The 25,479-nt window shown below is 67.9% G+C and carries 22 protein-coding genes; 6 read left to right on the plus strand and 16 right to left on the minus strand.

The genetic code is table 11. The annotated features are described in order from the left end of the window. Positions 1-204: 204 nt before the first annotated feature. Positions 205-1,788, minus strand: coding sequence for an amidophosphoribosyltransferase (gene purF / locus AB0F86_RS27390; RefSeq protein WP_181698707.1), 1,584 nt, complete (start codon positions 1,786-1,788; stop codon positions 205-207). A 297-nt stretch (positions 1,789-2,085) separates the two neighbouring features. Between purF and AB0F86_RS27395 the strand changes: the two genes are divergently transcribed. Next, positions 2,086-3,348, plus strand: coding sequence for an ABC transporter permease (locus AB0F86_RS27395; protein WP_356986804.1), 1,263 nt, complete (start codon positions 2,086-2,088; stop codon positions 3,346-3,348). A gap of 24 nt (positions 3,349-3,372) precedes the next feature. Here the strand turns inward: AB0F86_RS27395 and AB0F86_RS27400 are convergent, their stop codons facing one another. The 3 genes from AB0F86_RS27400 to AB0F86_RS27410 all read right to left on the minus strand — a co-directional run bounded on the left by AB0F86_RS27400 (position 3,373) and on the right by AB0F86_RS27410 (position 6,462). Next, positions 3,373-3,771 (minus strand): sterol carrier family protein, encoded by a 399-nt coding sequence (locus AB0F86_RS27400; protein WP_356986802.1) that lies wholly within the window; start codon positions 3,769-3,771, stop codon positions 3,373-3,375. A 124-nt stretch (positions 3,772-3,895) separates the two neighbouring features. After that, positions 3,896-4,570 carry a lysostaphin resistance A-like protein gene (locus AB0F86_RS27405; RefSeq protein WP_356986800.1) on the minus strand — a complete coding sequence of 225 codons (675 nt, stop codon included), beginning with the start codon at positions 4,568-4,570 and terminating at the stop codon, positions 3,896-3,898. A gap of 164 nt (positions 4,571-4,734) precedes the next feature. Continuing rightward, on the minus strand, positions 4,735-6,462 hold the full coding sequence (locus tag AB0F86_RS27410) for an alpha/beta hydrolase (RefSeq protein ID WP_356986798.1): 1,728 nt from the start codon (positions 6,460-6,462) through the stop codon (positions 4,735-4,737). Between the two features lie 133 nt (positions 6,463-6,595). Between AB0F86_RS27410 and AB0F86_RS27415 the strand changes: the two genes are divergently transcribed. Next, positions 6,596-6,886, plus strand: a complete 291-nt coding sequence (locus AB0F86_RS27415) for a YiaA/YiaB family inner membrane protein (RefSeq protein ID WP_067492324.1) — start codon at positions 6,596-6,598, stop codon at positions 6,884-6,886. A 27-nt stretch (positions 6,887-6,913) separates the two neighbouring features. Here AB0F86_RS27415 and AB0F86_RS27420 read toward each other — a convergent pair whose 3' ends face one another. Together AB0F86_RS27420 and purL are read right to left on the minus strand one after the other, a co-directional pair. Beyond that, positions 6,914-8,689, minus strand: a complete 1,776-nt coding sequence (locus AB0F86_RS27420; protein ID WP_225281294.1) for an alpha/beta-hydrolase family protein — start codon at positions 8,687-8,689, stop codon at positions 6,914-6,916. 17 nt (positions 8,690-8,706) lie between these two features. Next, positions 8,707-10,998 (minus strand): phosphoribosylformylglycinamidine synthase subunit PurL, encoded by a 2,292-nt coding sequence (gene purL / locus AB0F86_RS27425; RefSeq protein ID WP_356986796.1) that lies wholly within the window; start codon positions 10,996-10,998, stop codon positions 8,707-8,709. Positions 10,999-11,157: 159 nt separating this feature from the next. Between purL and AB0F86_RS27430 the strand changes: the two genes are divergently transcribed. After that, the gene (locus AB0F86_RS27430; protein WP_356986795.1) at positions 11,158-12,453 is read left to right on the plus strand and encodes a glycosyltransferase 87 family protein; all 1,296 of its coding nucleotides are present in this window, start codon (positions 11,158-11,160) and stop codon (positions 12,451-12,453) included. Here AB0F86_RS27430 and AB0F86_RS27435 read toward each other — a convergent pair. Together AB0F86_RS27435 and AB0F86_RS27440 are read right to left on the minus strand one after the other, a co-directional pair. Further along, positions 12,405-13,697 carry a M18 family aminopeptidase gene (locus AB0F86_RS27435; RefSeq protein ID WP_225281297.1) on the minus strand — a complete coding sequence of 431 codons (1,293 nt, stop codon included), beginning with the start codon at positions 13,695-13,697 and terminating at the stop codon, positions 12,405-12,407. The two genes, AB0F86_RS27430 and AB0F86_RS27435, sit on opposite strands and share 49 nt — an antisense overlap. 61 nt (positions 13,698-13,758) lie before the next feature. After that, entirely contained in the window at positions 13,759-14,190 is a 432-nt protein-coding gene (locus AB0F86_RS27440; RefSeq protein WP_181698713.1) for a MarR family transcriptional regulator, read from the minus strand. A gap of 60 nt (positions 14,191-14,250) precedes the next feature. Here AB0F86_RS27440 and AB0F86_RS27445 point away from each other — a divergent pair, with 60 nt between their 5' ends. Beyond that, a complete protein-coding gene (locus AB0F86_RS27445; protein ID WP_225281298.1) occupies positions 14,251-15,315 on the plus strand; it encodes a substrate-binding domain-containing protein in 1,065 nt (354 codons plus the stop codon). 1 nt (position 15,316) lies between these two features. Here the strand turns inward: AB0F86_RS27445 and purQ are convergent, their stop codons facing one another. Both purQ and purS read right to left on the minus strand, forming a co-directional pair. Then, positions 15,317-15,994, minus strand: coding sequence for a phosphoribosylformylglycinamidine synthase subunit PurQ (gene purQ / locus AB0F86_RS27450; protein WP_356986792.1), 678 nt, complete (start codon positions 15,992-15,994; stop codon positions 15,317-15,319). Next, complete coding sequence (gene purS, locus AB0F86_RS27455) at positions 15,991-16,227, minus strand: phosphoribosylformylglycinamidine synthase subunit PurS (RefSeq protein WP_056818769.1); 237 nt, start codon at positions 16,225-16,227, stop codon at positions 15,991-15,993. Before purS ends, purQ begins: the two co-directional genes overlap by 4 nt. 99 nt (positions 16,228-16,326) lie before the next feature. Between purS and AB0F86_RS27460 the strand changes: the two genes are divergently transcribed. After that, entirely contained in the window at positions 16,327-16,971 is a 645-nt protein-coding gene (locus tag AB0F86_RS27460) for an MBL fold metallo-hydrolase (RefSeq protein WP_067492318.1), read from the plus strand. Here AB0F86_RS27460 and AB0F86_RS27465 read toward each other — a convergent pair. The 5 genes from AB0F86_RS27465 to AB0F86_RS27485 all read right to left on the minus strand — a co-directional run bounded on the left by AB0F86_RS27465 (position 16,968) and on the right by AB0F86_RS27485 (position 23,299). Then, positions 16,968-18,320 carry a dipeptidase gene (locus AB0F86_RS27465; RefSeq protein WP_356986789.1) on the minus strand — a complete coding sequence of 451 codons (1,353 nt, stop codon included), beginning with the start codon at positions 18,318-18,320 and terminating at the stop codon, positions 16,968-16,970. The two genes, AB0F86_RS27460 and AB0F86_RS27465, sit on opposite strands and share 4 nt — an antisense overlap. Positions 18,321-18,328: 8 nt before the next feature. Beyond that, positions 18,329-18,766 (minus strand): hypothetical protein, encoded by a 438-nt coding sequence (locus tag AB0F86_RS27470; protein ID WP_356986787.1) that lies wholly within the window; start codon positions 18,764-18,766, stop codon positions 18,329-18,331. Then, entirely contained in the window at positions 18,766-20,187 is a 1,422-nt protein-coding gene (locus AB0F86_RS27475; RefSeq protein WP_225281300.1) for an APC family permease, read from the minus strand. Before AB0F86_RS27475 ends, AB0F86_RS27470 begins: the two co-directional genes overlap by 1 nt. Before the next feature lie 197 nt (positions 20,188-20,384). Continuing rightward, entirely contained in the window at positions 20,385-21,086 is a 702-nt protein-coding gene (locus AB0F86_RS27480) for a DUF2334 domain-containing protein (protein WP_067640755.1), read from the minus strand. Between the two features lie 62 nt (positions 21,087-21,148). Beyond that, positions 21,149-23,299: a S9 family peptidase gene (locus AB0F86_RS27485; RefSeq protein WP_356986784.1), complete on the minus strand. Its 2,151-nt coding sequence runs from the start codon at positions 23,297-23,299 to the stop codon at positions 21,149-21,151. Between the two features lie 126 nt (positions 23,300-23,425). Between AB0F86_RS27485 and AB0F86_RS27490 the strand changes: the two genes are divergently transcribed. Continuing rightward, the gene (locus tag AB0F86_RS27490; protein WP_356986782.1) at positions 23,426-24,457 is read left to right on the plus strand and encodes a DUF2330 domain-containing protein; all 1,032 of its coding nucleotides are present in this window, start codon (positions 23,426-23,428) and stop codon (positions 24,455-24,457) included. Here the strand turns inward: AB0F86_RS27490 and AB0F86_RS27495 are convergent. Continuing rightward, positions 24,454-25,386, minus strand: a complete 933-nt coding sequence (locus AB0F86_RS27495; RefSeq protein WP_225281303.1) for an alpha/beta hydrolase family protein — start codon at positions 25,384-25,386, stop codon at positions 24,454-24,456. The two genes, AB0F86_RS27490 and AB0F86_RS27495, sit on opposite strands and share 4 nt — an antisense overlap. Positions 25,387-25,479 lie beyond the last annotated feature (93 nt).

The raw sequence follows: 25,479 nt of genomic DNA on the forward strand, positions 1-25,479 counted from the left end.
CGGGAGCGGCGACGACGCGGTGAGCTAGCGATATAACGAGGGACCGTACAGGCGAACCATTACCGCCCAGTTTCAAATCGAGCGAAAAATTACGCGGATGTTATGAACAAATCTTACGTAATTCGGATAGGCCGGAAAATTGTAGGTACACAACACAAAAGGGACCGATCAGGTTTATCCTGACCGGTCCCTTGTGTGAACGGGTTATGGGCGGCTGAGCGCGTCGACGTTCACATTGCCGCCGAGCAGCGCGGCCTCGGACTGGCCCGACAGCATCCCCTCGAGCACGTTCTTGCCGATGGCGGCCTCCTGCGGCAGCTCGATCGGGTACTCGCCGGTGAAGCAGGCGGTACACAGCCGCGAGGCCGGCTGCTCGGTCGCCGCGATCATGCCCTCGGTGGAGATGTAGCCCAGCGAATCGGCACCGATGGAGCGGCGCACGTTCTCGACCATCGCCTCGTAGCTGTCGTCGGAACCGCCCGCGCCGTTGGCGATGAGCTCCGCGCGCGAGGCGAAGTCGATGCCGTAGAAGCACGGCCACTTCACCGGCGGCGACGCGATGCGCACATGGATCTCGAGCGCACCGGCCTCGCGCAGCATCCGGATCAGGGCGCGCTGGGTGTTGCCGCGCACGATGGAGTCGTCGACGACGATGAGCCGCTTGCCGCGGATCACCTCGCGCAGCGGGTTGAGCTTGAGCCGGATACCGAGCTGACGGATGGTCTGGCTCGGCTGGATGAAGGTGCGGCCCACATAGGCGTTCTTCATCAGGCCCTGGCCGTACGGAATGCCGGAGCCCTGGGCGTAGCCGACCGCGGCGGGCGTGCCCGACTCGGGCACCGGGATCACCAGGTCGGCCTCGACCGGGCTCTCCTTGGCCAGCTTGCGGCCGATCTCCACGCGGGTGGAATGCACCGAACGACCCGCGATGGTCGTGTCGGGCCGCGCCAGGTACACGTATTCGAAGACGCAACCCTTGGGTTCGGGGTTGGCGAAGCGCAGCGAGCGCACACCGTCGGAGTCGATGGCGAGCAGCTCGCCCGGTTCGATCTCCCGGACGAAGGCGGCGCCGACGATGTCGAGCGCGGCCGTCTCCGAGGCGACGACCCATCCGCGATCGAGGCGGCCGAGCACCAGCGGACGCACACCGTGCGGGTCGCGCGCGGCGTAGAGGGTGTGCTCGTCCATGAACGTCAGGCAGAAGGCGCCGCGCAGTTGCGGCAGCAGTTCCATCGCGGCCTGCTCGATGCTCGAGTCCGCCGAGGCGTGCGCGAGCAGCGCGGTGACGATGTCGGAGTCGGACGTGGCACCGGTCATCTGCGGGCGACCGTTCACCACACCCGCACCGATCAGGCCGAGTTCGCGTGCGCGCCCGGCCAATTCGGCGGTGTTCACCAGGTTGCCGTTGTGGCCCAGCGCCAGGCCGGAGCCGACGGCGGTGGTGCGGAAGATGGGCTGGGCGTTCTCCCAGGTGACCCCACCGGTGGTGGAGTAGCGGCAATGGCCGACCGCGATATGGCCGGGCATGGCGCCGAGCGTCTGCTCGTCGAAGACCTGGGACACCAGGCCGAGATCCTTGAAGACCAGGATCTGGGAGCCGTCGGAGACCGCGATACCGGCCGCCTCCTGTCCGCGATGCTGCAGCGCGTACAGGCCGTAGTAGGTGAGTTTGGCCACGTCCTCGTCGGGAGCCCAGACGCCGAAGACGCCACACTCCTCGCGAGGCTCGTTTTCGGGCTCGTCGGAAATGGCGGATGTTGTGTCGATCGTCGGATCGGCGTCGGTCACCGTTTGCTCCCTGTTCGGGCGGGCTGGGGGCACTCGTCAGTCTACGGGTGAATTGCCGGTGCGTACCACGGGTGCTCGCATCCCGGCAGCAATCTCCGCGCGGAACACGCTGATCGACCGCTTCGAGCTGTTACCGTGCCGATTGTGACGACGGACGACAGTGCAGACGTTGCAGCCGGTGAATCGCGTTCGAACAGTGAGAACGCCAGGTCGACGCCGAGCGATTCCCGCAAGACGTCCGCCCGCCAAGCGATGTTCGACACATCGACGCGCCCTCGGCGTCACTGGGCCAAGATTGTGTTCGCCCCGACACTGGTGCTCGCCGTGCTCACCGGCCTGCTGGGGGTGATGTACCTGGGTTATGTGGCCGATCCGGAGAAGAATCTGCACGATTTCCCGGTCGCGCTGGTGAACCTCGATGTGGGCGATGTCCTCGACACCGGTGGTGAGCAGCGCCGGGTCGACTTCGGCAAGCAGGTCACCGACGCGCTCGTCGCGAACGTGCCCGCCGACAAGATCGACCTGCGGGTGGTCGGCAAGCCGGAGTCCGAGCAGTTGCTGCGTACCGGCCAGGTGTACGGCGCGATCATCATCCCCGGCGACTTCAGCAAACGCCTGGGAATTCTCGGCGCGGGCTCGATCGTGCCGGGCGAGATGGAACAGCCCATCATCACCCTGCAGACCAATCCGCGCATGGGCGCCTACGGTGACGCCATCCTGCAGCGGATCGGCGAGCAGGCGCTGGCCGAGGTCGACAAGCAGGTCGGTGTCCAGCTGGTCGATCAGGTGCAGGCCACCCTCGCGCAGACGCCGGAGGGCGCGCCCGCGCCGCAGATCTCCGGTGCGGCGATGCTGAGTCTCGAAAGTCCCATCGACACCGTCACCCAGGAGTACCGACCGCTGCCTCCCGGCACCGGTCAGGGCCTGACGGCCTTCTTCTACGCCCTGCTCCTGCTGCTGGCGGGAATGGTCGGGGCGATGGTCATCCACACCATGGTCGACGCCCAGTTCGGTTTCGTGCCAACAGAGTACGGGCCGTGGTTCGTGCACTATCCGACGTCGTCGATCTCCCGGTTCCACACCCTGCTCGTCAAGTGGGGCGTGTCGACAGTTGTCGCGGTGGTGGTTTCGGCGGTGTTCCTGCTTGCGGCGAAGCTCGTCGGCATGCCGATCGACAATCCGCTCGCCCTGTACCTGTACTCGGTGCTCGCCATGGTCGCGGTCGGCTGGACGGCGCTGATGACGCTGGCCGCGCTCGGCACGGCGGGCCTGCTGGTGAACCTGGTGCTGTTCGTCATCCTCGGCCTGCCGTCCTCGGGTGGCACCGTGCCCATCGAGGCGACCCCGACCTACCTGTCCTGGCTGGCCGAATTCGAACCGATGCACCAGGTGTTCCTCGGCGTGCGCTCGATCCTGTACTTCGACGCGAACTACTCGGCCGGCCTCGATCGGGGCATCTGGATGGCACTGCTCGGCATCGCGATCGCCGTCGTGGCGGGCACGATCATCACCCGTTACTACGACTACAAGGGCCTGCACCGCAAGAACAACTCCGACTGAGCCGTCAGCCGCGCGGGCGGCTCGTCAGCGCGGCGTCGGGAGGGGAACGATCGGCAGCCAACCGCCGATTTCCGCCGCCCTGGTCCCGGACGCCGAGACCGCACCCGAGGACACGGCATCGTCGAACTCCAGCAGCCCGGTGGCCAGCAACAGCCACGTCCGCGCATCGGTCTCCACCACATTCGGCGGATTCCCCCTGGTATGGCGCGGCCCCTCGATGCACTGCACCGCGACGAACGGTGGCACCCGCACCTCCACCGAATGCCCCGGCGCACTCGCCGCCAACGCCCGCGCCGTCCCCTTCACCGCCGCCCCCAACTCCGTACGCCCCGGCGCGGGCACACTCTCGTCCCCGAGCCACTGCGCCACCGCCAACACCGCCGCCCGCACCTGAGCGGGATCGACCACATTCCGACCAGCCATGACGTGAGACGCTACCGACCGCCCCCGACAGCAATCGAGAGACCGTATGCCCCGAGTTGCCGGACGCGCCGAGAAGGGCGAAACCGTCGCCCGAGCAGCGCGGTCCGCGACATCGCGGCCGCCTCTAGGGCTGGATGGTCAGCGGGCCTCGCAGCCGGCCGATGCCTGATCCGGCGGCAAGTCGGGTCTCGACGTAGGTGGCCAGGGTCGGCAACAGGGCGCCGCCCGCGTTGATCGTGAGGTGAAGGAGGGCCGGGGCGGTGGCGCTGTCGGCGCGGCGGCGCAGGGCGCTGAAGATCAGGCCGGCGACGGTGGTCGCGGCCAGGGTGACGGGGAGGGAGTCGCCCGCGGTGCGGGCGGGGTGGATGTGCCAGAGGGCGAAGTCGGCGGCGCCGACGATGGGCGGGCAGCCGCGGGAATCGAGGAGTGGGTCGAGGGTGGCGCGGAAGACGGCTTCCTCGGCCAGGACCGTGCCGACGGGAATGTGGACGGCGATCCATTCGAGGGTGGAGGTTTCGGGGACGCGCACCGCGACTTCGGCGGGCAACTTGCGCAGTGCCGGAACGGCCAAGACCACGCCGTAACCCGCGAGAACCACCGCAGAACTACCGAGACCCCACCGTAAACCACTGGCGGACAACCAGTTCGGGCGACCACTGAACACCCCGGTGTACGCGCCGGCGAACAGCACGTTGGCCACCGATCGTCCGCGCAGAGGCAGACCGAGGGCAGGCAGAACCCAGTTGTTCCACACCGGCGGTATACACAGCGCCACACCGACTTCGACCACTCGACGCACTCGAGTGCTCCGCACGCGTGCCCGGCGCCGCATGAACGCGCGCACGGCTCTCATCTCACGCGCACCGCCCGTTACCGGTACCGTCCAGACCCCGGCACCCGATTCATTCGCACAGATCCCGGTGCCCGCTTCCCGCCCGGCCCCAATCACGTTCTCCCCGGCTCTCACTTCACCTCCCGCTCCAGCTTCTCGGCGGATTCCACTGCCCCCCTGGCCTTCTCGACTACATCGGCACTCACCGACAGCCCCGTCACCGCCAACCACCCGTCCAGCACGAGGCTGCCGTACCGATGCCCGTGTCCGTCCGACACCCCTTGCGCATTGGTCAGATCGGCCGTGACCTGCCAGAACGTCACGAACGGCGCCCAGCGCATCTGTGTCGACACATCGTCACCACGCGGTTCACGCAACCAGTCCGGCCGGGTGAGGATCAGGTCCGCCGACCACCACACGATCGGGTCGGAGGGATGCTGCAGGTAGGCGATGCGGGGCTCGCGCCATACCTCTGGGGAGTCGAAATCCGTTGCGTCATCGGCGAACCGGACGACCAGCCCGTCGGCGTACACCGGCGCCACCTCTCGCGAACCCGGATCGCGCCGGGCCACGAACTGCCGCCACAGCCGATTGGAATTGGGCGGCCCCACCCACAGCGCCCCGTCGACCTTCTCCCGCAGATCCGCCAGCCCGTCGAAGGCCTCCTCCGACCCCTGCGACCCGAGACTCTCCCCGTAGACGAAAAGCTTGGGCCGCAACTGTTCCGGCTGCGCCGACCACCGCCGGTACACCGCGTCGAACAGCTCACGGCTCGCCGCCGCGGCCTTCTCCCGGTCGGACAGAAACGACAACACGCTGGGCAGATACGAGTACTGGGTGGCCACGATCGACGTGTCACCTCCGTAGAGATATTCGAGCGAACCGGCTGCCATCCCATTCACCCACCCGGTCCCGGTGGTCGTCACCAGCACCATCGCCGCCCGCTCGAAGGCTTTGGTCCGCTCGAGTTCGGCCACCGCCAGCTCGGCCGCCGTCTGCTCCCCGCGCACCGATTCCAACCCCACATAGGCCCGGATCGGTTCGCGCGCAGGCCTTCCCGTCACCGCGGCGATGTCGGCGGCATCGGGACCGTTGGCGACGAACCATCGCCCTTCGAAACCGAGTGTCTCCCAGGGCGCGAGCGAAGCCGGGCTCCCGGACTTCTCCGGTGCCACGGGCTGCACCGCGTACTCGGTGGTCCGGTCGTTGCGCACACTGAACGCGGAGTTGGCGACGGCGAAGAACGCCCGCGAGGCCACCCCGTTGAACACCGTCACCGCGAACACCACCAGCACCAATGCCCCGGCCGACGGCGCCAATTCGCGTGGCACCCGCACCCACTGGTTGAGCTGACGGGCCAGCACGAGGATCAGCGCGCGCACCGTTCGGTACACCGCGACCACCGCCACCCCCACGGCCACACTGAGCAGCCCGGTCCGCAGATACGCGGGGGTGGTCGTGCCCTCCATCCCCATCAGCGAAGTGATCTCCCGCTGCCAGCGCGCCGACTGCACGAGCATCCCGGCTGCCACGACCGCGCACACCACCAGCACCACGGCCTTGATGGCGTATCGCACCCGGTCAGGCGGCCCCGCCAGCGGGATCCGTGGCCGCGCCCACCGCCGCAACCCCCACTCGAGCACACATCCGAGCCCGTACCCGATGGCCGCGTTGATCCCACTGATGAGCCCCTGGAACAGCCAGTCGCGCGGCACCAGCGACGGCGTCACCGACAGCGCGAAGAACAGGGTGGCGACGACGAGTCCGGGGTAGTTCAGATCGACGATGTCCTCGACGCGGCGCACCACCCGCTTGCCGCGCGTACGCAGCGTGACGAGGGTCGACCCGGTCGCAGACACCGATCAAGTATGGCTGGCGGGCGCGCCAGGGGCAGTCGTTGTGAGTGGTGGGTCGGTCACTTTCGGCAAGTACCCATCGCCGGTGAGTAGTTTCACGCGCCCGCGCGAATCCTGCGCCGCCCATGCTTGTTCCATGAGCACACCCAATGCCAAGCCGAAGAACACCACGGCCTACATGGCCCAGGCCGCAATCGCCTTCGCCGTCAGCCTGTTCGGTACCGGCGCGGGCATCGCCTACCTGCCGCTGGACGGCTGGCAGCGCGCCTTCCTCGCCATGTCTGGCCTGTTCCTGGTGACGAGCTGCTTCACCCTCGCCAAGGTGGTGCGCGATCAGCAGGAAACCCAGACCGTGATGAGCCGCCTCGACGAGGCACGCATCGAACAGCTGATCGCCGAACACAATCCGTTCAAGTCGGTGTCGTAGCCGCAAGTAGCCGATCGAGGGGTTCGGCTACTTCAGTTGATGCTCGGTGGCCGCGGATTCGTCGAGGAACAGCCGGATCCGCTGCGCCAATTCCGGTGTGTAGTCCGGTGGTCGAGCGATCGCTGCCCAGGCATCGGGCACCAGGTTCCCGTAGTTGTGGCCGTGTCCGTTCGAGACCGATTGCGCGCGTGGCAGATCCGCCGCCACCTGCCAGAAGGTGACGATCGGATACCACGACATCGCCGGTGACACATCGGGACCACGTTTCTCGGTGAGCCAGTCGGGCCTGCTGAACAGCAGATCGGGCGACCACCACACCACCGGGTCCGAGGCATGCTGCAGGTACACGATGCGCGGATCGGTCCAGTTGTCCGACGGCCGGGCGAGCTGATCGGCGCTGGCGGCGAAGCGCACCGAGAGCCCGTCGGCGAAGATCGGGGTGATCTCGTCGGTCCCCGGATCACGGCGGGCGACGAATTCCGACCACAGCCGGTTGGAGTTGGGCGGGCCGACCCAGAGCACACCGTCGGTGCGGTTGCGGATGTCGGCCAGCCCGGAGAACGCGCCCTCCGACCCCTGGGAACCGAGGCTCTCCCCGTAGACGAGCAGCTTGGGCCGAGCGTTCTCGGGCAGCGTCGACCAGCGTTCGTACACCTTGTCGAACAGCATGCGGCCCATGCTCATCGACTTGTCCCGGTCGGACAGGAACGACAGCGCACTCGGCAGGTACGAGTACTGGGTGGCGACCAGAGCGCTGTCCCCGCCGAACATCAACTCGACCGATTCGGCACTGGTCGAGTCGACCCAGCCGGTGCCGGTGGTGCTGATCACCACCAGCACCTTGCGGTCGAAAGCCTTGGTTCGTTCGAGTTCGGCCACGGCCAGGTCGGTTTGCGCCTCGAATCCGTCGGCCGATTCCAGCCCCGCGTATACCCGGATGGGTTCGCGGGCCGGTTTGCCGGTGACCTGGCTGATGGCGAGGGCGGTCGGTGCGTTCGAGACGAACCAGCGGCCTTCGGAACCGAGCGTTTCCCACGCCGCCAGCGAGCCGGGGCTGCCGGATCGTTCGGGCAGCGTCGGCTGGATCGCGTGCGCGGAAGTGTGGCTGTTGCGCGCGCTGAACGCCGAATTCGCCACGGTGAAAAAGGCTTTCGCCAGCACGCCGTTGAACAGCAGCACCGCGCCGATCACCACGATCAGCACCCCGAGCGGTCGCGCGAACGACGCGGGCACCCGGATCCACTGATTGAGACCGCGCGCCACCGCACGCACCAACTTGCGCACTCCACGCGCGATCCAGATCAGCAGCCCGACCACGGCGGCGCCGAGCAGCACCGTGCGCGCGTACGAGTCCGAAACCGGCGCCATCCCCATCAGATCGGTGATCTCGCGTTGCCAGCGGCCCGATTGGATCGACATCAGCACCGCGAACACCACGCACGCCACCACGATCAGCGCCTTCACCGCCATCGGCGTCCACCGCGGACGCTCCGCCCACCACGCGGCGAGCTGCTCCGGCACCGTCACCCGCGGCACCACCCACCGCCGCCAAGCCCAGGCCAACGCACACCCGAGGCCGTACCCGATCGTGGCATTGATGCCGCTGACCAGACCCTGGAAGAACCAGTCGCGCGGCAGCAGCGACGGTGTGAGCGACCAGCCGAACAGCATGGTCGCCACGAGCAACCCGGTGTAGTTCGGGTGGAAGAACCGTTCCGCCAGGTGCACTCCGCGCAACAACGGATTGTCGGCGGGTGCAGCGGTGGCGCCGGTGGGTGCCGAGCTCGTCTCCGATGTGGTCAAGCTCGGCTCCTCCTGCTCTAGGTGTGCGCTCCGAACAGCTTAGGCAGCGTGCCCTCGAAAACCTCACGCAATTCCGCGAGCGTCACCGAGAACTGGCCCTGCACCTCGATCGAATCCGAACCCTGGTCGACCACGCCGATGCGCACCCACGGCAGCTGCCGCGCGTCGCACATCTTGGTGAACCGGGTCTCCTCCGAGCGCGGCACCGCGACGAGCACGCGCCCGGCCGACTCGGAGAACAGCTGCACGAACGGGTCGCTGCCCTCGGGAAGCACGATGCGGCAACCGGTTTCACCGGCCAGCGCGGCCTCGACGACGGTCTGCGCGAGACCGCCCTCGGACAGGTCGTGGGCGGCCGAGATCATGCCGTCGCGCGAACCGGAGACGAGCACCTCCGACAGCAGCTTCTCCCGGGCCAGGTCGACCTTGGGCGGCACACCACCGAGGTGACCGTGCACCACCTGCGACCAGATGGAGCCGTCGAGTTCGTCGTGCGTGTCGCCGAGCAGGATCAGCGACTCACCCGGCTCGAGGCCGAGGCCGGTCGGGATGCGTCGGTGCACGTCGTCGATCACGCCGAGCACGCCGACCACCGGGGTGGGCAGGATGGCGTCCTTGCCGGTCTGGTTGTAGAAGCTCACGTTGCCGCCGGTGACCGGGATGCCGAGCGCCGCGCAACCGTCCGCGAGGCCGCGCACGGCCTGCTGGAACTGCCACATCACGCCCGGGTCCTCCGGCGAACCGAAGTTCAGGCAGTTGGTGACGGCCTTCGGGGTGGCGCCGGTGGTCGCGACGTTGCGGTAGGCCTCGGCCAGCGCCAGCTGGGCGCCGGTGTAGGGGTCGAGCTTGGTGTAGCGACCCGAGGCGTCGGTGGCCAGGGCGATGCCGCGGCCCGAGGTCTCGTCGATGCGAACCACGCCCGCGTCGGCGTGCTCGGCGAGCACGGTGTTGCCGCGCACGTAGCGGTCGTACTGCTCGGTGATCCACTTGCGGCTGCACAGCTGCGGGCTGGCCAGCATGGTCAGCAGGGTTTCGCGCAGCTCGTCGGCGGTCTTGGGCCGGGGCAGGTTCGTGGTGGTGTCGGCGATCAGCGCGTCCTGGTAGTCCGGGCGCTGCACAGGGCGCTCGTACACCGGGCCCTCGTGGGCGACGGTGCGCGGCGGCACGTCGACCACGGTCTCGCCGTGCCAGCTGATGACGAGGTGGTCGCCGTCGGTGACCTCACCGATGACGGTGGCCAGCACGTCCCACTTCTTGCACACCGCCATGAACGCGTCGACGTTCTCGGGGGTGACCACCGCGCACATGCGCTCCTGCGACTCGCTCGACAGGATCTCGGCGGGGGTCATGTGCTTGGCGCGCAGCGGCACCTTGGTGAGGTCGATGTGCATGCCGCCGTCGCCCGCCGCGGCGAGTTCGGAAGTGGCACAGGACAGTCCGGCGCCGCCGAGGTCCTGGATGCCGACCACGAGGCCGGCCTTGTACAGGTCGAGACAGCACTCGATGAGCACCTTCTCGGTGAACGGGTCGCCCACCTGCACGGCGGGCAGCTTCTTGCGGCCGGTGCCGGACTCGTCGCCGGAGAAGCTGTCGGAGGCGAGCACCGACACGCCACCGATGCCGTCAAGGCCGGTGCGCGCGCCGAACAGGATGATCTTGTTGCCCGCGCCGGAGGCGAAGGCCAGGTGCAGGTCTTCCACGCGCATCGCGCCGGCGCACAGCGCGTTCACGAGGGGGTTGCCCTGGTAGGAGGCGTCGAACACCGTCTCGCCGCCGACATTGGGCAGGCCGAGGGAGTTGCCGTAGCCGCCGATGCCGCGCACCACCCCGTCGACCACGCGACGGGTGTCGGGGGCATCGGCCGCGCCGAAGCGCAGCTGGTCCATCACCGCGATCGGGCGCGCGCCCATGGCCATGATGTCGCGCACGATGCCGCCGACGCCGGTGGCCGCGCCCTGGTACGGCTCCACGTACGACGGGTGGTTGTGGCTTTCGACCTTGAAGGTGACGGCCCAGCCGTCGCCGATGTCGACCACACCGGCGTTCTCGCCGATACCGGCCAGCATCGAGGCCTTCATCTCGTCGGTGGTGGTCTCACCGAAGTAGCGCAGGTGCACCTTCGAGGACTTGTAGGAGCAGTGCTCGCTCCACATCACCGAGTACATGGCCAGCTCGGCGTCGGTGGGCCGACGGCCGAGAATCTCCTTGATGCGGGCGTACTCGTCGTCTTTGAGACCGAGTTCCTTGTACGGCTGCGGAGCATCCGGGGTGGCTGCGGCGGTGGCGACGGTGTCGACCTGCAGTGTCACGGGAGACCAGGGTCCTTTCGGCCGGGGGGAACTTGGCTCCGAGTCTATCGGTAGGGCCGTCGCGGCCCGCCGCCTGTACTCCCCGGCCGCCGGTGGTGCGCGGATCCGGTCTGATCACACTTGCGGTTCGCCGCGGTGAGCACCCGTTACGCTGGCGCCGTGAACGAAAGTCCGGGGGTTGCCGAGCAGGTAGAGCCGCCGTTTTCCGCGCGCATCGCGTCGGGCGCCCGGGATCGGGAACAGAACTCGCGGCCGGGTCGGCAACGGCGCCTACTGGCCGCCGCGATCGCGTTGTTCGTGGTCTCCGGCGTGATCGCCTTCGCCGCGAACTGGTGGACCGCCTTCATCGACCTGCAGGTGTACCGCACCGGTGCCCGTGTCTGGCTCGACGGCGGCGACCTCTACGGACCGATGCCGCCGGTGCGCGGGCTCGGGCTGCCGTTCACCTATCCCCCGCTCGCCGCGTTGTTCTTCGTCCCGCTCGCTCTGTTGCCACTGGTCGCGGCCGAGGTGCTCGTGCTCACCACCTCGTTGCTCAGCCTGGCGATCGCGCTGTGGCTCGTTCTCATCCGGGTGCGGCCCGAGTTCGACCGGATCACGGTGCTCGCCGTGGTGATCGCCGGTCTCGGCTTGGCGCAGTTCCTGGAACCGGTGCGGCAGACGGTCAACTTCGGGCAGATCAATCTGATCCTCATGGCGGCGGTCACCGTCGACATCCTGGTGCGCAAACCGTTCTGGCCGCGCGGAATGCTGATCGGCATCGCCGTGTCGATCAAGCTGATCCCGGCCGGTTACCTGCTGTATTTCCTGCTGCGCCGCGATTGGAAAGCCGCGGCGACGCTTGTGGTTTCGGCCGCCGGCGCCGTCGGCGTCGGCTTCCTGCTCTTCCCGAGTGATTCGGTCGAGTACTGGTTCCACACCGTCACCGACACCGGCCGCATCGGCACTCCGTATTTCGCCGGGAACCAATCGATCAAGGGCACTCTGTACCGACTGGGCATCGACTCCTCGGTGGCCACCGCGCTCTGGATCCTGTTGTCGGCGTTGACGATCACGCTGGCAGCGATATGGATGTACCGGCTCATCGAGGCGGGACGCGACGTGGCGGCCATGCTGGTGAACGCCGCCGCGATCCTGCTCGTCTCGCCGGTGTCGTGGTCGCATCACTGGGTGTGGGTGGCCCTGGCGCTGGTCGTCGCCGTCGACCTGGCGGTGCGCAGGCGTTCGCGCGCGTTCACGACGCTGGTCGCCGTGTTCACGGTGGTCTTCATCATCGGCCCGCAATGGTTGCTGCCGCACAACCGCGATCACGAGCTCGACTGGGCGTGGTGGCAGCAGATCATCGGAAGTACTTACGTGTGGGCCACTTTCGCGGTCCTGGTGTACGCCGTGATCACCTATCGGCCTCAGTCCAGTGGCGTCGGCGTGAGGAAGGCGGCCAGCGCCGAGGCGTAGGCGGGGATGTCGGCGGCGCCCATCAGTTCGCGGCACGAATGCATGGCCAGCTGCGGTGCGCCCACGTCGACGGTGGAAATGCCGGTGCGGGCCGCGGTCATCGGGCCGATGGTCGATCCACACGGCAGGTCGGCGCGGTGCACATATCGCTGCAACGGCACCTCGGCCTGGGCGCACGCCAGCGCGAACGCCCCGGCCCCGGCGGCGTCGGTGGCGTAGCGCAGGTTCTGGTTGACCTTGAGCACCGGCCCGCCGCCGACCTCGATCCGGTGCGCGGGTTCGTGCCGGTCGGGATAGTTCGGGTGCGTGGCATGGGCCATGTCACCGGAGGCGACCACCGAACCGGCAAGCGCGGCAAGGTAGTCCGCGCGTCCACCGCCACGGGCGAGCACGATCCGCTCGAGCACGGCAGGCAGCAGATCCGATTGGGCGCCGCGATCGGACTGGCTGCCCACTTCCTCGTGGTCGAACATCACCAGTACCGCCGTGGCCGCGCCGGGGTCGTCGGCGGCGGCGAGGAACGCCTGAAGTCCGGCGTAACAGGTGCCCTGATTGTCCAGGCGCGGCGCGCTCACCAGGTCGTGCCGGCGGCCGACGATGGTGCTCGGCGCCAGATCGTGGGTCATCAGTTCCCAGCCGAGCACCGAGTCGCCGTCCACCCCGGCACGCTCGGCCACGAAATCCAGGAACGAGGCGGGCGAATCACCGATGCCCCAGATGGCGTTCACGTGACGTTGCGGGTCGAGCGTCACCCCGCGCCGGTCCTCGGACAGGTGGATCGCCAGCTGCGGCACCCGCAGAATCGGTTCGTCGACGCGCACCAGCACGTCGCGCATCCGTGCACCGTCGCGCACACTCAGCCGCCCCGAGATCCCCAGCTCCCGGTCGAGCCACGAATTCAGCCAGGCACCGCCGTAGGGCTCGAGCCCGACCAGCTGCCACCCGAACCCGGCCAGATCCGGATGCTGCTTCACCCGCAGATTGGGGCTGTCGGTATGCGCCCCGACCACGCGAAACGGGTCGGCGGGCGCCGCGTCGTAATCGGCCCAGGCGATCAGCGAACCGCCACGGACCACATAGTGTTTCCCACCCGCGTCGTCCCAGGACTGCGCCTCGGTCAACGGCGTGAAGCCATTGGCATCCAATTCCGCCGCGACGGTCGCGCACACATGAAAAGGCGACGGCGAAGCATCGATGAACGCACACAATCCACTGGCCGTGGCCGCAGTCAGAGATACCGGCATAGGGCCGATCCTAGGGGCAATACCGTCGGCTCCGGCGGCCGAACGCCGGGACCGGCACCCGCTACTGGTCGGCGATGACTGCGAGGGCGGCGACGAGGTCGTTGTAGCGTCGGGCTCCCAGCCGCGCCTTCAACTCCTCTTCGGCCAGCTGTTCTTCGCGCCGGATCTTGGCCACGAGCTTGGCGCCGAGGCTGCTCAGTCCGATGAGAATCCGACGCCGGTCATCGGTTGCCGCGACGCGGAAGATCAGGCCGCGCTCGGCGAGATTGTCGGCGTGCCGGGTGGCCGAGGACGGGGCCAGGCGGGCCTGCGAGGCCAGCTCCGACATGGTCACGCCGTGCTCGGTGGACAGCTGGGTGAGAATCGCCCAGTGGTCATCGGTGAGATTGTCGGCCGACAGCGCCGCGTCTAATCGGCGAACCCAATTTCGCTCTGCCGAGCGCAGCGCGCCGTGCAGTGTGGAACAGCCACTTATGATGGACACCGATCGCATTCCCACCTGCCGAGAAATTCATTCGAACAATGCTGCTCGAGCTAGGCGATAGAGTACAGAATGCCCACCTTCGACGAGAGCCGGGATGAGACGATCGAGATTCTCTCGATCGTGCCCACCCAGGGCCCGGGTGGCATCATCGCACCGTCGTGTACTGCGGCGATATCACTGGCTGTAGACGAAATCAACAGCGGCACAGGAATTCTCGGCCGCGAGATCCGGCTCACGACCATCGACGGCGGCCGCCCACCGAGCGTGGTCGCCAACGAAGTCGAGGCACTGCTGGCCACCGGAATGGTCGGCGCGATCACCGGCTGGCACACCTCGGCCGTGCGCCGTGCGGTGGCCACGGCCGTCGACAGCCGGGTGCCGTATCTGTACGCCACCGATCACGAAGGCCTGCCCGACGAACGCGCGGGCGTGCTGATGGTCGGCGAACATCCCGATCACCAGACCGTGCCCGCCGCCGCCTGGATGGGCCGGGAGCTGGGGGTGCGCCGCTGGGCGGTGATCGGCAACGACTACGTCTGGCCGCGCCAGACCGCGCACGCGCTGCGTCGCGCGCTGCCCTCACCCGCCGATATCGTGCTGGAACGCTATGTGCCGATGGGCACCACGGATTTCGCGAGCTTCCTCGACGAACCCGCCCTGCTGTTCGCCGACGCCGTCCTGATCCTGATGGTCGGCGCCGACACCGCCCGCTTCAACAAGCAGTTCACCGCCGTGGGACTACCGACTTTCCTACCGCGCCTCAGCCCCGCGGTGGACGAGAACGTGCTGCTCAGCGCGGGGCCCGGCGCCAATACGAATCTGTATGTCGCCTCGAGTTTCTTCCTCGACGACAGCGACGACCGCCGCGCTCGCTACCGCCGCCACCAGGGGAAATTCGCCCCGGGGCTCACAACGTTCGGCAACTCCACCTATGAGGCGGTGCATCTGCTGCGCAGCGTGGCCGACACCGTCGGCACGCTCGACGTGCCGACCCTGCAGGCCCGGCTGGCCGAGGGTCTCGCCGTCGACAGCCCGGCCACCCGGCGCGGTTTCCTCGGCAATCAGGCCGTCGGCCCCACGCACCTGGCGCGGGCCGACGGGGTCGACTTCGACATCATCGACCGGTTGGACTGATTCAGGCGTTGACGAAGCTGTCGATCACGGAGAAGAACATCCCGAGACCGTCGTCGCTCGGCCCGGTGAGCGCCTCGGTGGCGTGCTCGGGGTGCGGCATCAGGCCGACGACCCGGCCGTCGGCCGAGGAGATACCGGCGATTCCGCGCTGCGAACCGTTCGGGTTCTCGCCGGAGTAGCGGAACACCACGCGGCCCTCCCCCTCCAGCTCGTCGAGCGCCTTCGTCGACGCCTGGAAACGGCCCTCGCCCGACTTGAGCGGGATGAGGATCTGCGCGCCCGGCTCGTACCGCGAGGTCCAGGCGGTGTTCGTCGCCTCGACCGTGAGCCACTCGTCCCGGCAGATGAAGTGCAGGCCCTCGTTGCGGGTGAGCGCACCGGGCAGCAGCCCGGCCTCGCACAGCACCTGGAAGCCGTTGCAGATGCCGAGCACCGGCAGGCCCTGACCGGCGGCCCGGACCACTTCGCCCATCACCGGCGCGAACCGGGCGATGGCGCCGCAGCGCAGGTAGTCGCCGTAGGAGAAGCCACCGGGCACGATCACCGCGTCGACATCCTTGATGTCGGCGTCGGCGTGCCACAGGCTCACCGCGTCGGCGCCCGCCAGGCGCACCGCGCGGGCCGCGTCGACATCGTCGAGCGTGCCCGGGAACGTGATGACCCCGATGCGAGCACTCATGAGACCCGGACGACCTTCCAGTCCTCGATCACCGTATTGGCCAGCAGCGCCTCGGCGATCTGTTCGAGCTGGGCGTCGGAGACGCTGTCGTCCACCTCGAGCTCGAATCGCTTGCCCTGCCGTACATCCGAGATGCCGGCGAATCCCAGACGTGGGAGCGCGCCGACCACGGCCTGCCCCTGGGGGTCCAGAATCTCGGCCTTCGGCATGACCTCGACCACGACTCGTGCCACGCAATGCTCCTCATGTGGTGTGGGGGTTACCTCAGAAATCCTAGTTGACCCGGCCGTCGTGCCAGCCCTCCGGGGTCTGTGGCGCTTAGCATCGGGTTCATGCGTATCGCCCACTTCGGCCATTCCTGCATCCTCGTGGAACTGCACGGCGCGAAAGTGCTGTTCGATCCCGGCACGTTCGCGCACGGGTTCGAGGGCATCACCGGTCTGGACGCGATCGCGGTGACCCACCAGCACCCCGACCACATCGACCCGAACCGGATCGCCGACCTGATCGACGCCAATCCGGGCGCCCGGCTGCTGTCCGATCCGCAGACCGCCCAGCAGCGCAGCGAGGGTTGGGAGCCGGTATCGGCCGGTCAGGTGCTCGACATCGGCGACTTACAGATCACCGGTGGCGGCGGCCGGCACGCGGTGATCCACCCCGAGATCCCGGTGATCGACAACACGGTCTTCCAGTTGGGCACCGCCGCCGATCCCGCCCAGCTGGTGCATCCGGGTGACTCGCTGTGGGTGCCGCCGGTGCCGGTCGGTGTGCTCGCCATCCCGGCCGTCGCCCCGTGGATGCGGATCTGGGACACCGTCGACTACCTGCGCGCGGTCAACCCACGCACCGCCCTGCCGATCCATTTCGGCATCATCGATCGCTCCGCGCACGGCATCTACTTCGGCCGCCTCGCCGAGATGGCACCGGCCGGTACCGAGTTCCGGGTGATCGACCCCGAGGACCAGGACCAGTTCTAGCGCCCGAAGGTGCTCAGGAACAACGCCTCGGCCAGCGCCATGTGCTCGATCTCGCTCGGATCGACGCTCTCGTTGGGCGCGTGGATGAGGCACTTGGGTTCCTCGACCCCGATCAGCATGATCTCGGCCTTCGGGTAGGTGTCGGCGAAGACGTTGCACAGGGGGATGGAACCGCCCTGGCCTTCCGTCGTGGCCGGTCGGCCGTACGCGGTCGCCATCGCCTCGGACATCGCGTCGCGGGCGGGGCCGTGTTCGGCGGCGACGAACGGTTCGCCGAGCCCCTCCAGTTCGATGTCGAGCCGCGCGCTCCACGGTGTGTGCGCCCGCAGGTGCTTTTCCAATAGTTCGTAGGCGTGTTGCGGGTCGGTGCCGGGCGGGATGCGCAGGTTGAGCCGCGCCCTTGTGCTCGGCTGGATCGCCGCCGACGAGCCGACCACGGCGGGCACGTCCATGCCGAGCACGGTCAGCGCCGGACGTGCCCACAGCATGTCGGCGACGGTGCCGCCGCCGATCAGGTCCACGCCGTCGAGGACGCCCGCGTCGGCCCGGAAGTCCTTGGGCGGGTATTGCACCCCGGTCCACTGCTGGTCGGCGGTGAGGCCGTCGACGGTGGTGTTGCCGTGCTCGTCACGCAGAGAGGACAGCAGCTGGATCATCGCCGCCAGCGCGTCGGGTGCGGGCCCACCGAACATGCCCGAATGCATCGGCCCGGCGAGGGTCGTCACAGTGACGACGACATTCACCTGCCCGCGCAGGGTCTGGGTGAAGGTCGGCAGGCCGACGGCGAAATTGCCGCAGTCGGCGACCAGGATGGCGTCGGCGGTGAGCAGCTCGGGATTCGCGACGACGAATTTCTCCAGCCCACCGGTGCCCTGTTCCTCCGAGCCCTCCGCCACCAGCTTGATGCCGACCGGGAAGTCGGGGCCCATCGCCCGCAGGGCCGTGAGGTGGGTGACGATATTGCCCTTGCAGTCGGCGGCGCCGCGCCCGTACCAGCGGCCGTCCTTCTCCGTGAGCGTCCAGACCGGGGTTTCCCATGCCTGGTCATCGAGTGGTGGTTGCACGTCGTAGTGGCAGTACAGCAGCACCGTCGGGCTGCCGGGCGGACCCGGCCGATGCCCGATGACAGCATTGCTGCCGTCAGGCGTCTCGTGCAGGCCGACCGTCAGCCCGAGCTCGGTGAAAGCATCGGCCACCCATTGCGCTGCCTGCGTGCAGCCTTCCGCCGGGAATTGGCGCGGGTCGGCCACGGATCGGAACGAAACCAGCTGTGCGAGGTCGTTTTTCGCCTCGCCCATGAGTCCGGAAACCTTGGCGCGCAGCGCGTCGACATCGGGAGCCTTGGTCATCGGTGGCCTCACTTCGTCGTGTCGTCGAGATGCAGGGTGTCGAGATGTGCACGGTAGTCGGCCAGGTGTTGCGGGCAGTAGACGGCGATCGCCTGGCCGACCGCCTCGGCGGCCTCCTTCGAGCCGATCACCGGGCGCTGTCCGGGCCCGGAGGCACCATTGCTCAGTGCGGCTTGGTATTTCGCCTTGATGTGGGCCGCGTCCGGGTCCTGGCACACCGAGCCGCCGTCGTCACCGAGCGCCGAGGCGATGACATCCGGCTCGGGCGCGGGCAGGCCTGCGGCGAGCAAATTGCTGTGCAGCTGTTCGGCTTTCGCGGTCGCCTCGTTGTTCCGGTGGATTTCGTCGAAGGTGAGCAACCCGATCAATGCGAAGACGACGAGCAGCACGGCGGCCGTGAGGTATATCCAGATCCTGGTGCGGTCGGGGGCATCTGCGGTACTCATCACTGAGCCTCCTGCGGAACGGCGATCTTCCAGCTTTCCCGGCGATTCCGGTAGAACAGATAGGGAATGAGCAGCCCGACGATGCCCATTCCACCGCCGACGATCGCGAAATACACCAGCGGACTACCGCTGCCGAATTGCGACGGCGGCACGAAACCGATGGCGAACGCCGCCACCGAGGACACCGATCCGAGCAGACACAGCGCGTACAACGCGGGCGCCCGGTAACCACGGGGATGATCCGGGTCGTCGCGGCGCAATTTCGCGGCCGCGGCGAACATCAGCACATACATGATGAGATACACCTGCGTGGTGATCACCGACAGAATCCAGTACGCGCTCGACACATTGGGAATCAGTGCGTAGAGCAAGGCGATGGCCGTGGTGAAAACGCCCTGGGCGACCAGCATGTTCTGCTGCACACCGTGCTTGTTGAGCCGGGTGAGAACCGGCGGCAGATAGCCCTCGCTCCGCCCGATCAGCAGCAGCCCCTTGGACGGTCCGGCCAGCCAGGTGAGCATCCCGCCCAGCGCGGCTGCCACCAGGGCGATGCCGACGATCGGGGTGAGGAATCCGATGTGGAAGTGGCTGAAGAATCCGTCGAACGCCTGCATCACACCGGCCGTCAGACTCAGGCTGGCCGAGGGCACCACCCAGCTGATCGCCAGGGCGGGCAGGATGAAGATGACCAGCACCAATCCTGCTGCCAATGCCATGGCCTTGGGGAATTCCTTGCCGGGATTGCGCAGCGACGACACGTGGACCGCGTTCATCTCCATCCCCGCGTAGGACAGGAAGTTGTTCACGATCAGGACCAGGCTCGCCAGGCCGGTCCAGGCCGGCAGCAGATGCGCCGAGTCCATCGGTGCCGCCGAAGGATTGCCCTGGCCGAGGAATACCAGCCCGAGGACGACGAGCAGCGTGCCGGGAACCAGCGTGCCGATGATCAGTCCCATGCTGGACAACCCGGCCACCGTCGTCGTGCCGCGCGAGGACACATACACCCCCGCCCAGTAGACGGTGATGATCACGATCGCCACGTACGGGCCGTTCGACGCGAGCGAGGGGTGAATGATGTAGGCGAAAGTGCTTGCCACATAAGCCAGCAGGCTCGGATAGTAGAAAATCGTCATGGCGAACTGGCACCACACCGCGAGGAAACCCAGCGGTTTACTCAGGCCGTCGCCCACCCATTTGTAGACACCGCCGTCCCAGCCCGATGCCAATTCCGCCGCGACCAGCGAAGTCGGCATGAGAAAGAGAACGGCGGGAACGATGTAGAGGAAAACACAGGCAAGTCCGTAGACGGCCATTGTCGGTGCGGACCGCAGACTCGCCACCGAACTCGTGGTCATCAGCGCCAATGTCACCCAGGACAGGTATTTCGTGGTGGTCGCGGCTTTCGTCGCGGTGCCCGTCATCAGCGCTGCCTCCTGCCGTGTTCGCACAACTAGCGGAAACCCTCGAATAACGCTCGAGGATCGTAACCGTGTGGCAGCCGACCGGCGGCTTCGAAACGGGCACGATTACAGCGCGAATATTCGGACAGCGAAGGCAGGGCAGCCGATAGGCCGCCGCCGCGCGCGGGTGATCGCCGATACGCGCGCGGCGGGGCCGGTCAGGCGGCTTTGCTCGCCGGGACCGGCTCCCAGCGGTAAACAGTGCTCCGGGCGCCGTGGTAGAGCGCGAGGTCGACCGCGTCGAGCACGGCCTGGCGCGGGCCCGAGCGCTGCAACTGCGCCCCCGAGATCGCCAGGCGCAGGACGCCGCCGCGCCGGGCCGTGCGGGCCGCGCCCATCACCAGCGCCCGGCACCACCAGGGTTCGGCCCGGAAGCCCTCGCCGATGCCGTACACCCGCGAACGCTGCGCCACATTGTTTTCCAGGTCGAGCATGGTGGTCAGGCCGAGGGCGAGGCGGAAACCCACGTCGGGGAGCGCGGCGAGCGCACCGGCGGAGGCGTCCCAGCGCGGGGCCGCGAACAGCCGGGTGCGCAACTGCACCTGTTCCATCACCCGATCGGCCGCTTTGAGCCGCAGCGTCGCCTCGTGCCGGGGCAGCGTGGCGAATTCGGCCCGCCGCGACTTGGTGGCCGCCTGGTCGTAGCCGTGCAGCACGATGGCGTCACCGGCCAGCCGCCGCCCGCGCAACCACGATTGCGTCGCCGGATCGTCGACCAGCCGGTATTTGCCCTTCAGCCGGGGCGCGACCAGCAACGACAGCCGCACCCCGCGCTGATCCATCAGCTCCGCGAACTCGATCGCGGCATCGCGCGTGGTATCCCGGATTCCCGACACCGAAACGATCAGCTCGCCGTTCATGTGTCAACGATGGCAGCCGGAGGTGACGTCCACGTGGTTGCGCGATGAACAGTAGCGAGCGTCTATTTGTCGGCGAGGCCGACGGTGTCCAGCACCCAGGCGTACTCGAACGCGACTTCCTTCCACTTCTCGTAGCGGCCGCTCACCCCGCCGTGGCCCGCGCTCATCTCCGTTTTCAGCAGCACTTCACTGTCACCGGTCTTGGTGGCGCGCAGCTTGGCGACCCACTTGGCCGGCTCCACGTACAGCACACGGGTGTCGTTGAGGCTGGTGATCGCCAGGATCGGCGGATAGTCCTTGGCCTCGACGTTCTCGTACGGCGAGTACGACTTCATGTACTCGTAGACGTCCTTGTCGGCCAACGGATTTCCCCACTCGTCCCACTCGATCACCGTCAGCGGCAGCGACGGATCGAGGATGGAGGTGAGCGGGTCGACGAACGGGACATTGGCCAGGATGCCCGCGAACAGCTCCGGCGCCAGGTTGGCCACCGCGCCCATCAGCAGACCGCCCGCACTGCCGCCGTCGGCGACGAGCCGGTCGGGTGCGGTGGTCCCCGCGTCGACGAGATGGCTTGCGACGGAGACGAAGTCGGTGAAGGTGTTCATCTTCGACAGGGTCTTGCCGTGCTCGTACCAGAGCCGACCCATCTCGCCGCCGCCGCGCACATGGGCCACCGCGAACACCATGCCACGATCCAGCAGCGACAGCCGCGACACCGAGAACGACGGATCGATGCTGGCCTCGTAGGAGCCGTACCCGTACAGCAACATCGGCTTTGGCCCGGCGGGCAGATCGCGCCGCTGGATCAGCGAGATCGGGATGCGGGTGCCGTCGGAGGCCACTGCCCAATCACGATGCTGCTCATAGTCTTCGGCGTTGTAGCCACCGAGCACCGGCTGCTCCTTGCGCAGCAGCAGTTCCCCGGTGGCGGGCACATAGTCGAACACCTGCATCGGGGTGATGAACGAGGTGACACCCACCCGCAGCGTCGGCTGCTCCCATTCCGGGCTGGATCCCATACCGGCGGAGAACAATTCGAGCCCGAACTCGAGTTCGGTCAGCTCGCCGTAGCCCGCCGGGGTGAGCGGCCACACCGCGAGGCGGGGCAGGGCGCCGCGGCGGTAGCCGAGTACCAGGTGGTCGGCGAAGGCGTCGATGTCCTCGAGCCGCACGTCCTCGCGGTGCCCGATCAGGATCGTCATGTCCGACGGGTCGGTGGCAGGCGCTTCGGCGAGCACGAAGTTCTCCGCCTTCACGCCGTCGACCACGTCGTTGTGCAGGATCAGGAAACGGTCCGCACCCGCGATCACCGCGTGCTCGGCCGAGTACTCCACACCCTCGCGCCGTGGCAGCAGCACGCGGAACTCGCCCTCGGGGTTGTCCGACTCCAGCACCCAGCCCTCGGTGGTGATCTTGGAACCCAGCCAGATCATCAGGTACTTCTCGGAGCGGGTGGCGCCGACGCTCACCCAGTAGCGCTCGTCCGGCTCGTGGAAGACCTTCACGTCGTCGGTGGACGCGGTACCGACGCGGTGCCGCCACACGGTGTCGGGGCGCCAGGATTCGTCGACGGTCTGATAGAAGATGTGCGTCCCGTCCAGCGACCAGGTGGCCCCCGGTGCGGCGCCGACGACCTCGTCGGGCAGCAGTTCGCCGGTGCGCAGGTCCTTGATGCGCAGGGTGTAGCGCTCGTCGCCGGTGCTGTCGACCGAGTAGGCGAGCAGGTTGCCGTCGTGGCTCAGCGAGAACGCACCGAGTGCGAAGAAGTCGAGGCCCTCGGCGAGCACATTGCTGTCGAGCAGCACCTGCTCACCCTCGATGGAGGTGTCGACCTCGAGTTGCGGCGGCGTCCAGGCGTCGATGCCCTCGGCCTCGGCGTCGATCGGACAGCGGCAGTGCACGCCGTACTGCTTGCCCTCGAAGCTGCGCGAGTAGTACCAGTACTCCCCCAGCCGGGTCGGCACCGACAGGTCCGTTTCCTGGGTGCGCGCCTTGATCTCGTCGAAGATCTTGTCCCGCAGGGGCTGCAGCTGATCGGTGCGCGCCGCGGTGTAGGCGTTCTCGTCCTCCAGGTACGCGATGACCTCGGGATCTTCCTTGTCCCGCAGCCACTCGTACTCGTCGACGAACGTGTCGCCGTGGTGCACCCGTTCGACGGGCACCTTCTTCGCGATCGGCGCCGACACCACCGTCTGATTCTCGCCAGCCATGTGTCCACCGTAGTCGCCGCCCCCGACCCCGGCCCGCCAACTCGGCCGTCACCGGGATCCGCCCCGCTCCTGGCGGTGAGTATTTCTGCGGATGGCGGCTCGGGGCGGGGTCCGTAACCTGCTCGCATGGGGATTCGCGGGACGGTTCGTTCGCTTGTTGTCGCCGGTGCGCTGCTGCTGGCTTCCGGTTCGGTTGTCGTGGCGCCCGCGGTGGCGTGTGCGTGTGGCGGGGTGGTGAGCGGCGACGGCTCGGCGCGGGTGGACAGTGAGACCGCCGTGCTCGGTTGGGACGGGCGGCGCGAAACCATTCTGATGCGGTTGGGGATGCGGTTCACCGGTGCCGATGCGGCGTTGATCGTGCCGACGCCCACGCCTGCCACGGTGTCGGCGGGTAGTGCGGCTTCGTTCGCCGAGCTGTCGCGGCTGACCGCGCCGGAGGTGGTGGTCGACCGGTACTGGTTCGACAGCGACAGATACGAGTCCTCCGGCGGTGCGCCGGGTTCCGGGCCGCAAATGCTCGGCCAGGTGCAACTGGGTCCGCTCGAGGCGACAACGCTGCGCGGTGGTGACCTCACCGGCGTGCGGGAATGGCTGTCCGCCAACGGCTATCAACTGCGCCCCGAGGTCAGTGCCACCCTCGACCCGTATCTGCGCGAAGGCTGGTCGTTCGTCGCCATGCGGCTCACCAGTCCCGAACCCCTCGACGGCGCCCTCGACCCGGTGCGCCTCACCTTCGATTCCGATCGCCTCGTCTATCCGATGCGCATGTCGGCGGCGGCTACCACTCCCCAATCGGTGCACCTCTACGTCTTCGGCGACCACCGCCTCACCCGCACCGATGCCGACACCGAATCTCAGTTCACCACGACCGAATTCGCTTCCCCCGTGGGCGCTCTCACCGACCCCGATCTGATCGCGCTCGCCGCGGGCAAGACCTACCTGACCGAACTGTCGGTCGCCATCCCCCGCCCCGCCACCATCACCTCCGACTTCACTTTCGCCCCGGCCGACACCGACACCACCGTGCGCGAACGCATAGTCAAGAAGGAGTACGTCGAAATTCTCGGCTTCCCAGCCGGTTACGTCCTTGTCGCCGTGGCGCTTTCGATCCTTGCCGTGGCAGGCGGCGCATTGCTGCGCCGCCGCTCGACACGTTAGGCCCCGAGAGCGGGTCCGATGGTGGGCCAGGAGTGGTGCAGGGCGTCCTGCCAGTAACCCCAGGAGTGGGTGCCGACGGGGTGGTAGTCGATGTCGGCCCCGATGCCCGCGGCCGCGAGCCGCTGGCCGAAGGAAGCCATGCAGCCGTTGACGCCGACCTCGATGGGGCCGCCGAGAACGATGTTCTCCGGCAGCTGAGGCTTGAGCTGGGCCTCGTGGTGGCCGGGGATGCCGGTGCCGGTCGACATGTACAGCGCCTTGCCGCGCAGGTTGTCGAGCAGCTGGGCCGGGTCGTGCGCCGCCCATTCGGGACTGCCCGGCGCGCCCCACATATTGAGTGGGTTCCCACCGCGGTTGGTGATGGAGAACATCATGGCGCCCGCCGCCATGCCCATGTCGGGGCACGCGCTGTAGCCGGCGACGGCCCGGTAGAGGCCGGGGTTGCGAGCGGCCAGGATGTAGGCCGCGTTGCCGCCCATCGACAGGCCACCGATGGCGTTCACGCCGTTGCCGTCGAAGCGGGCGTCGATCAGGCCCGGCAGTTCACGGGTGAGGAACGTTTCCCACTTGTACCGGCCGAAACGCGGGTCGTCGGCGATCCAGTCGGTGTAGTAGCTGGCCTGCCCGCCCATCGGCAGCACCACGTTCACGTGCTTGCCACGGAAGAACGCCTCGGCGTCGGTGGCGTTGGTCCAGGTGCTCTGGCCGATGCCCGGATCGAGGCCGTCGAGCAGGTAGTACGTACCGCGCGCTCCGCCACCCGCCGGGTGCAGAACCTGCAGCTCGATATTGCGCCCCATCGCGGGCGAGGTGACGGTGATCGCGGTGCGGTTCGGGGTGAGCGCACGCTCCCCGACGATGTCCGCGGCCGCGGCGGGTGCGGGCTGCAGAACGCCCGGACCGATGAACGCGATGGCGAATGCCAGCACTGAAGCAGCAACACCTGAACGACGCACGATCTACCCTCCATAACCGCATGCCAATGACAGTCCAAAGTAACCCACCGATGAACACCAAGGAAG

It is taken from the genome of Nocardia sp. NPDC023733 (assembly GCF_040639775.1).
Lineage (GTDB): Bacteria > Actinomycetota > Actinomycetes > Mycobacteriales > Mycobacteriaceae > Nocardia > Nocardia rosealba.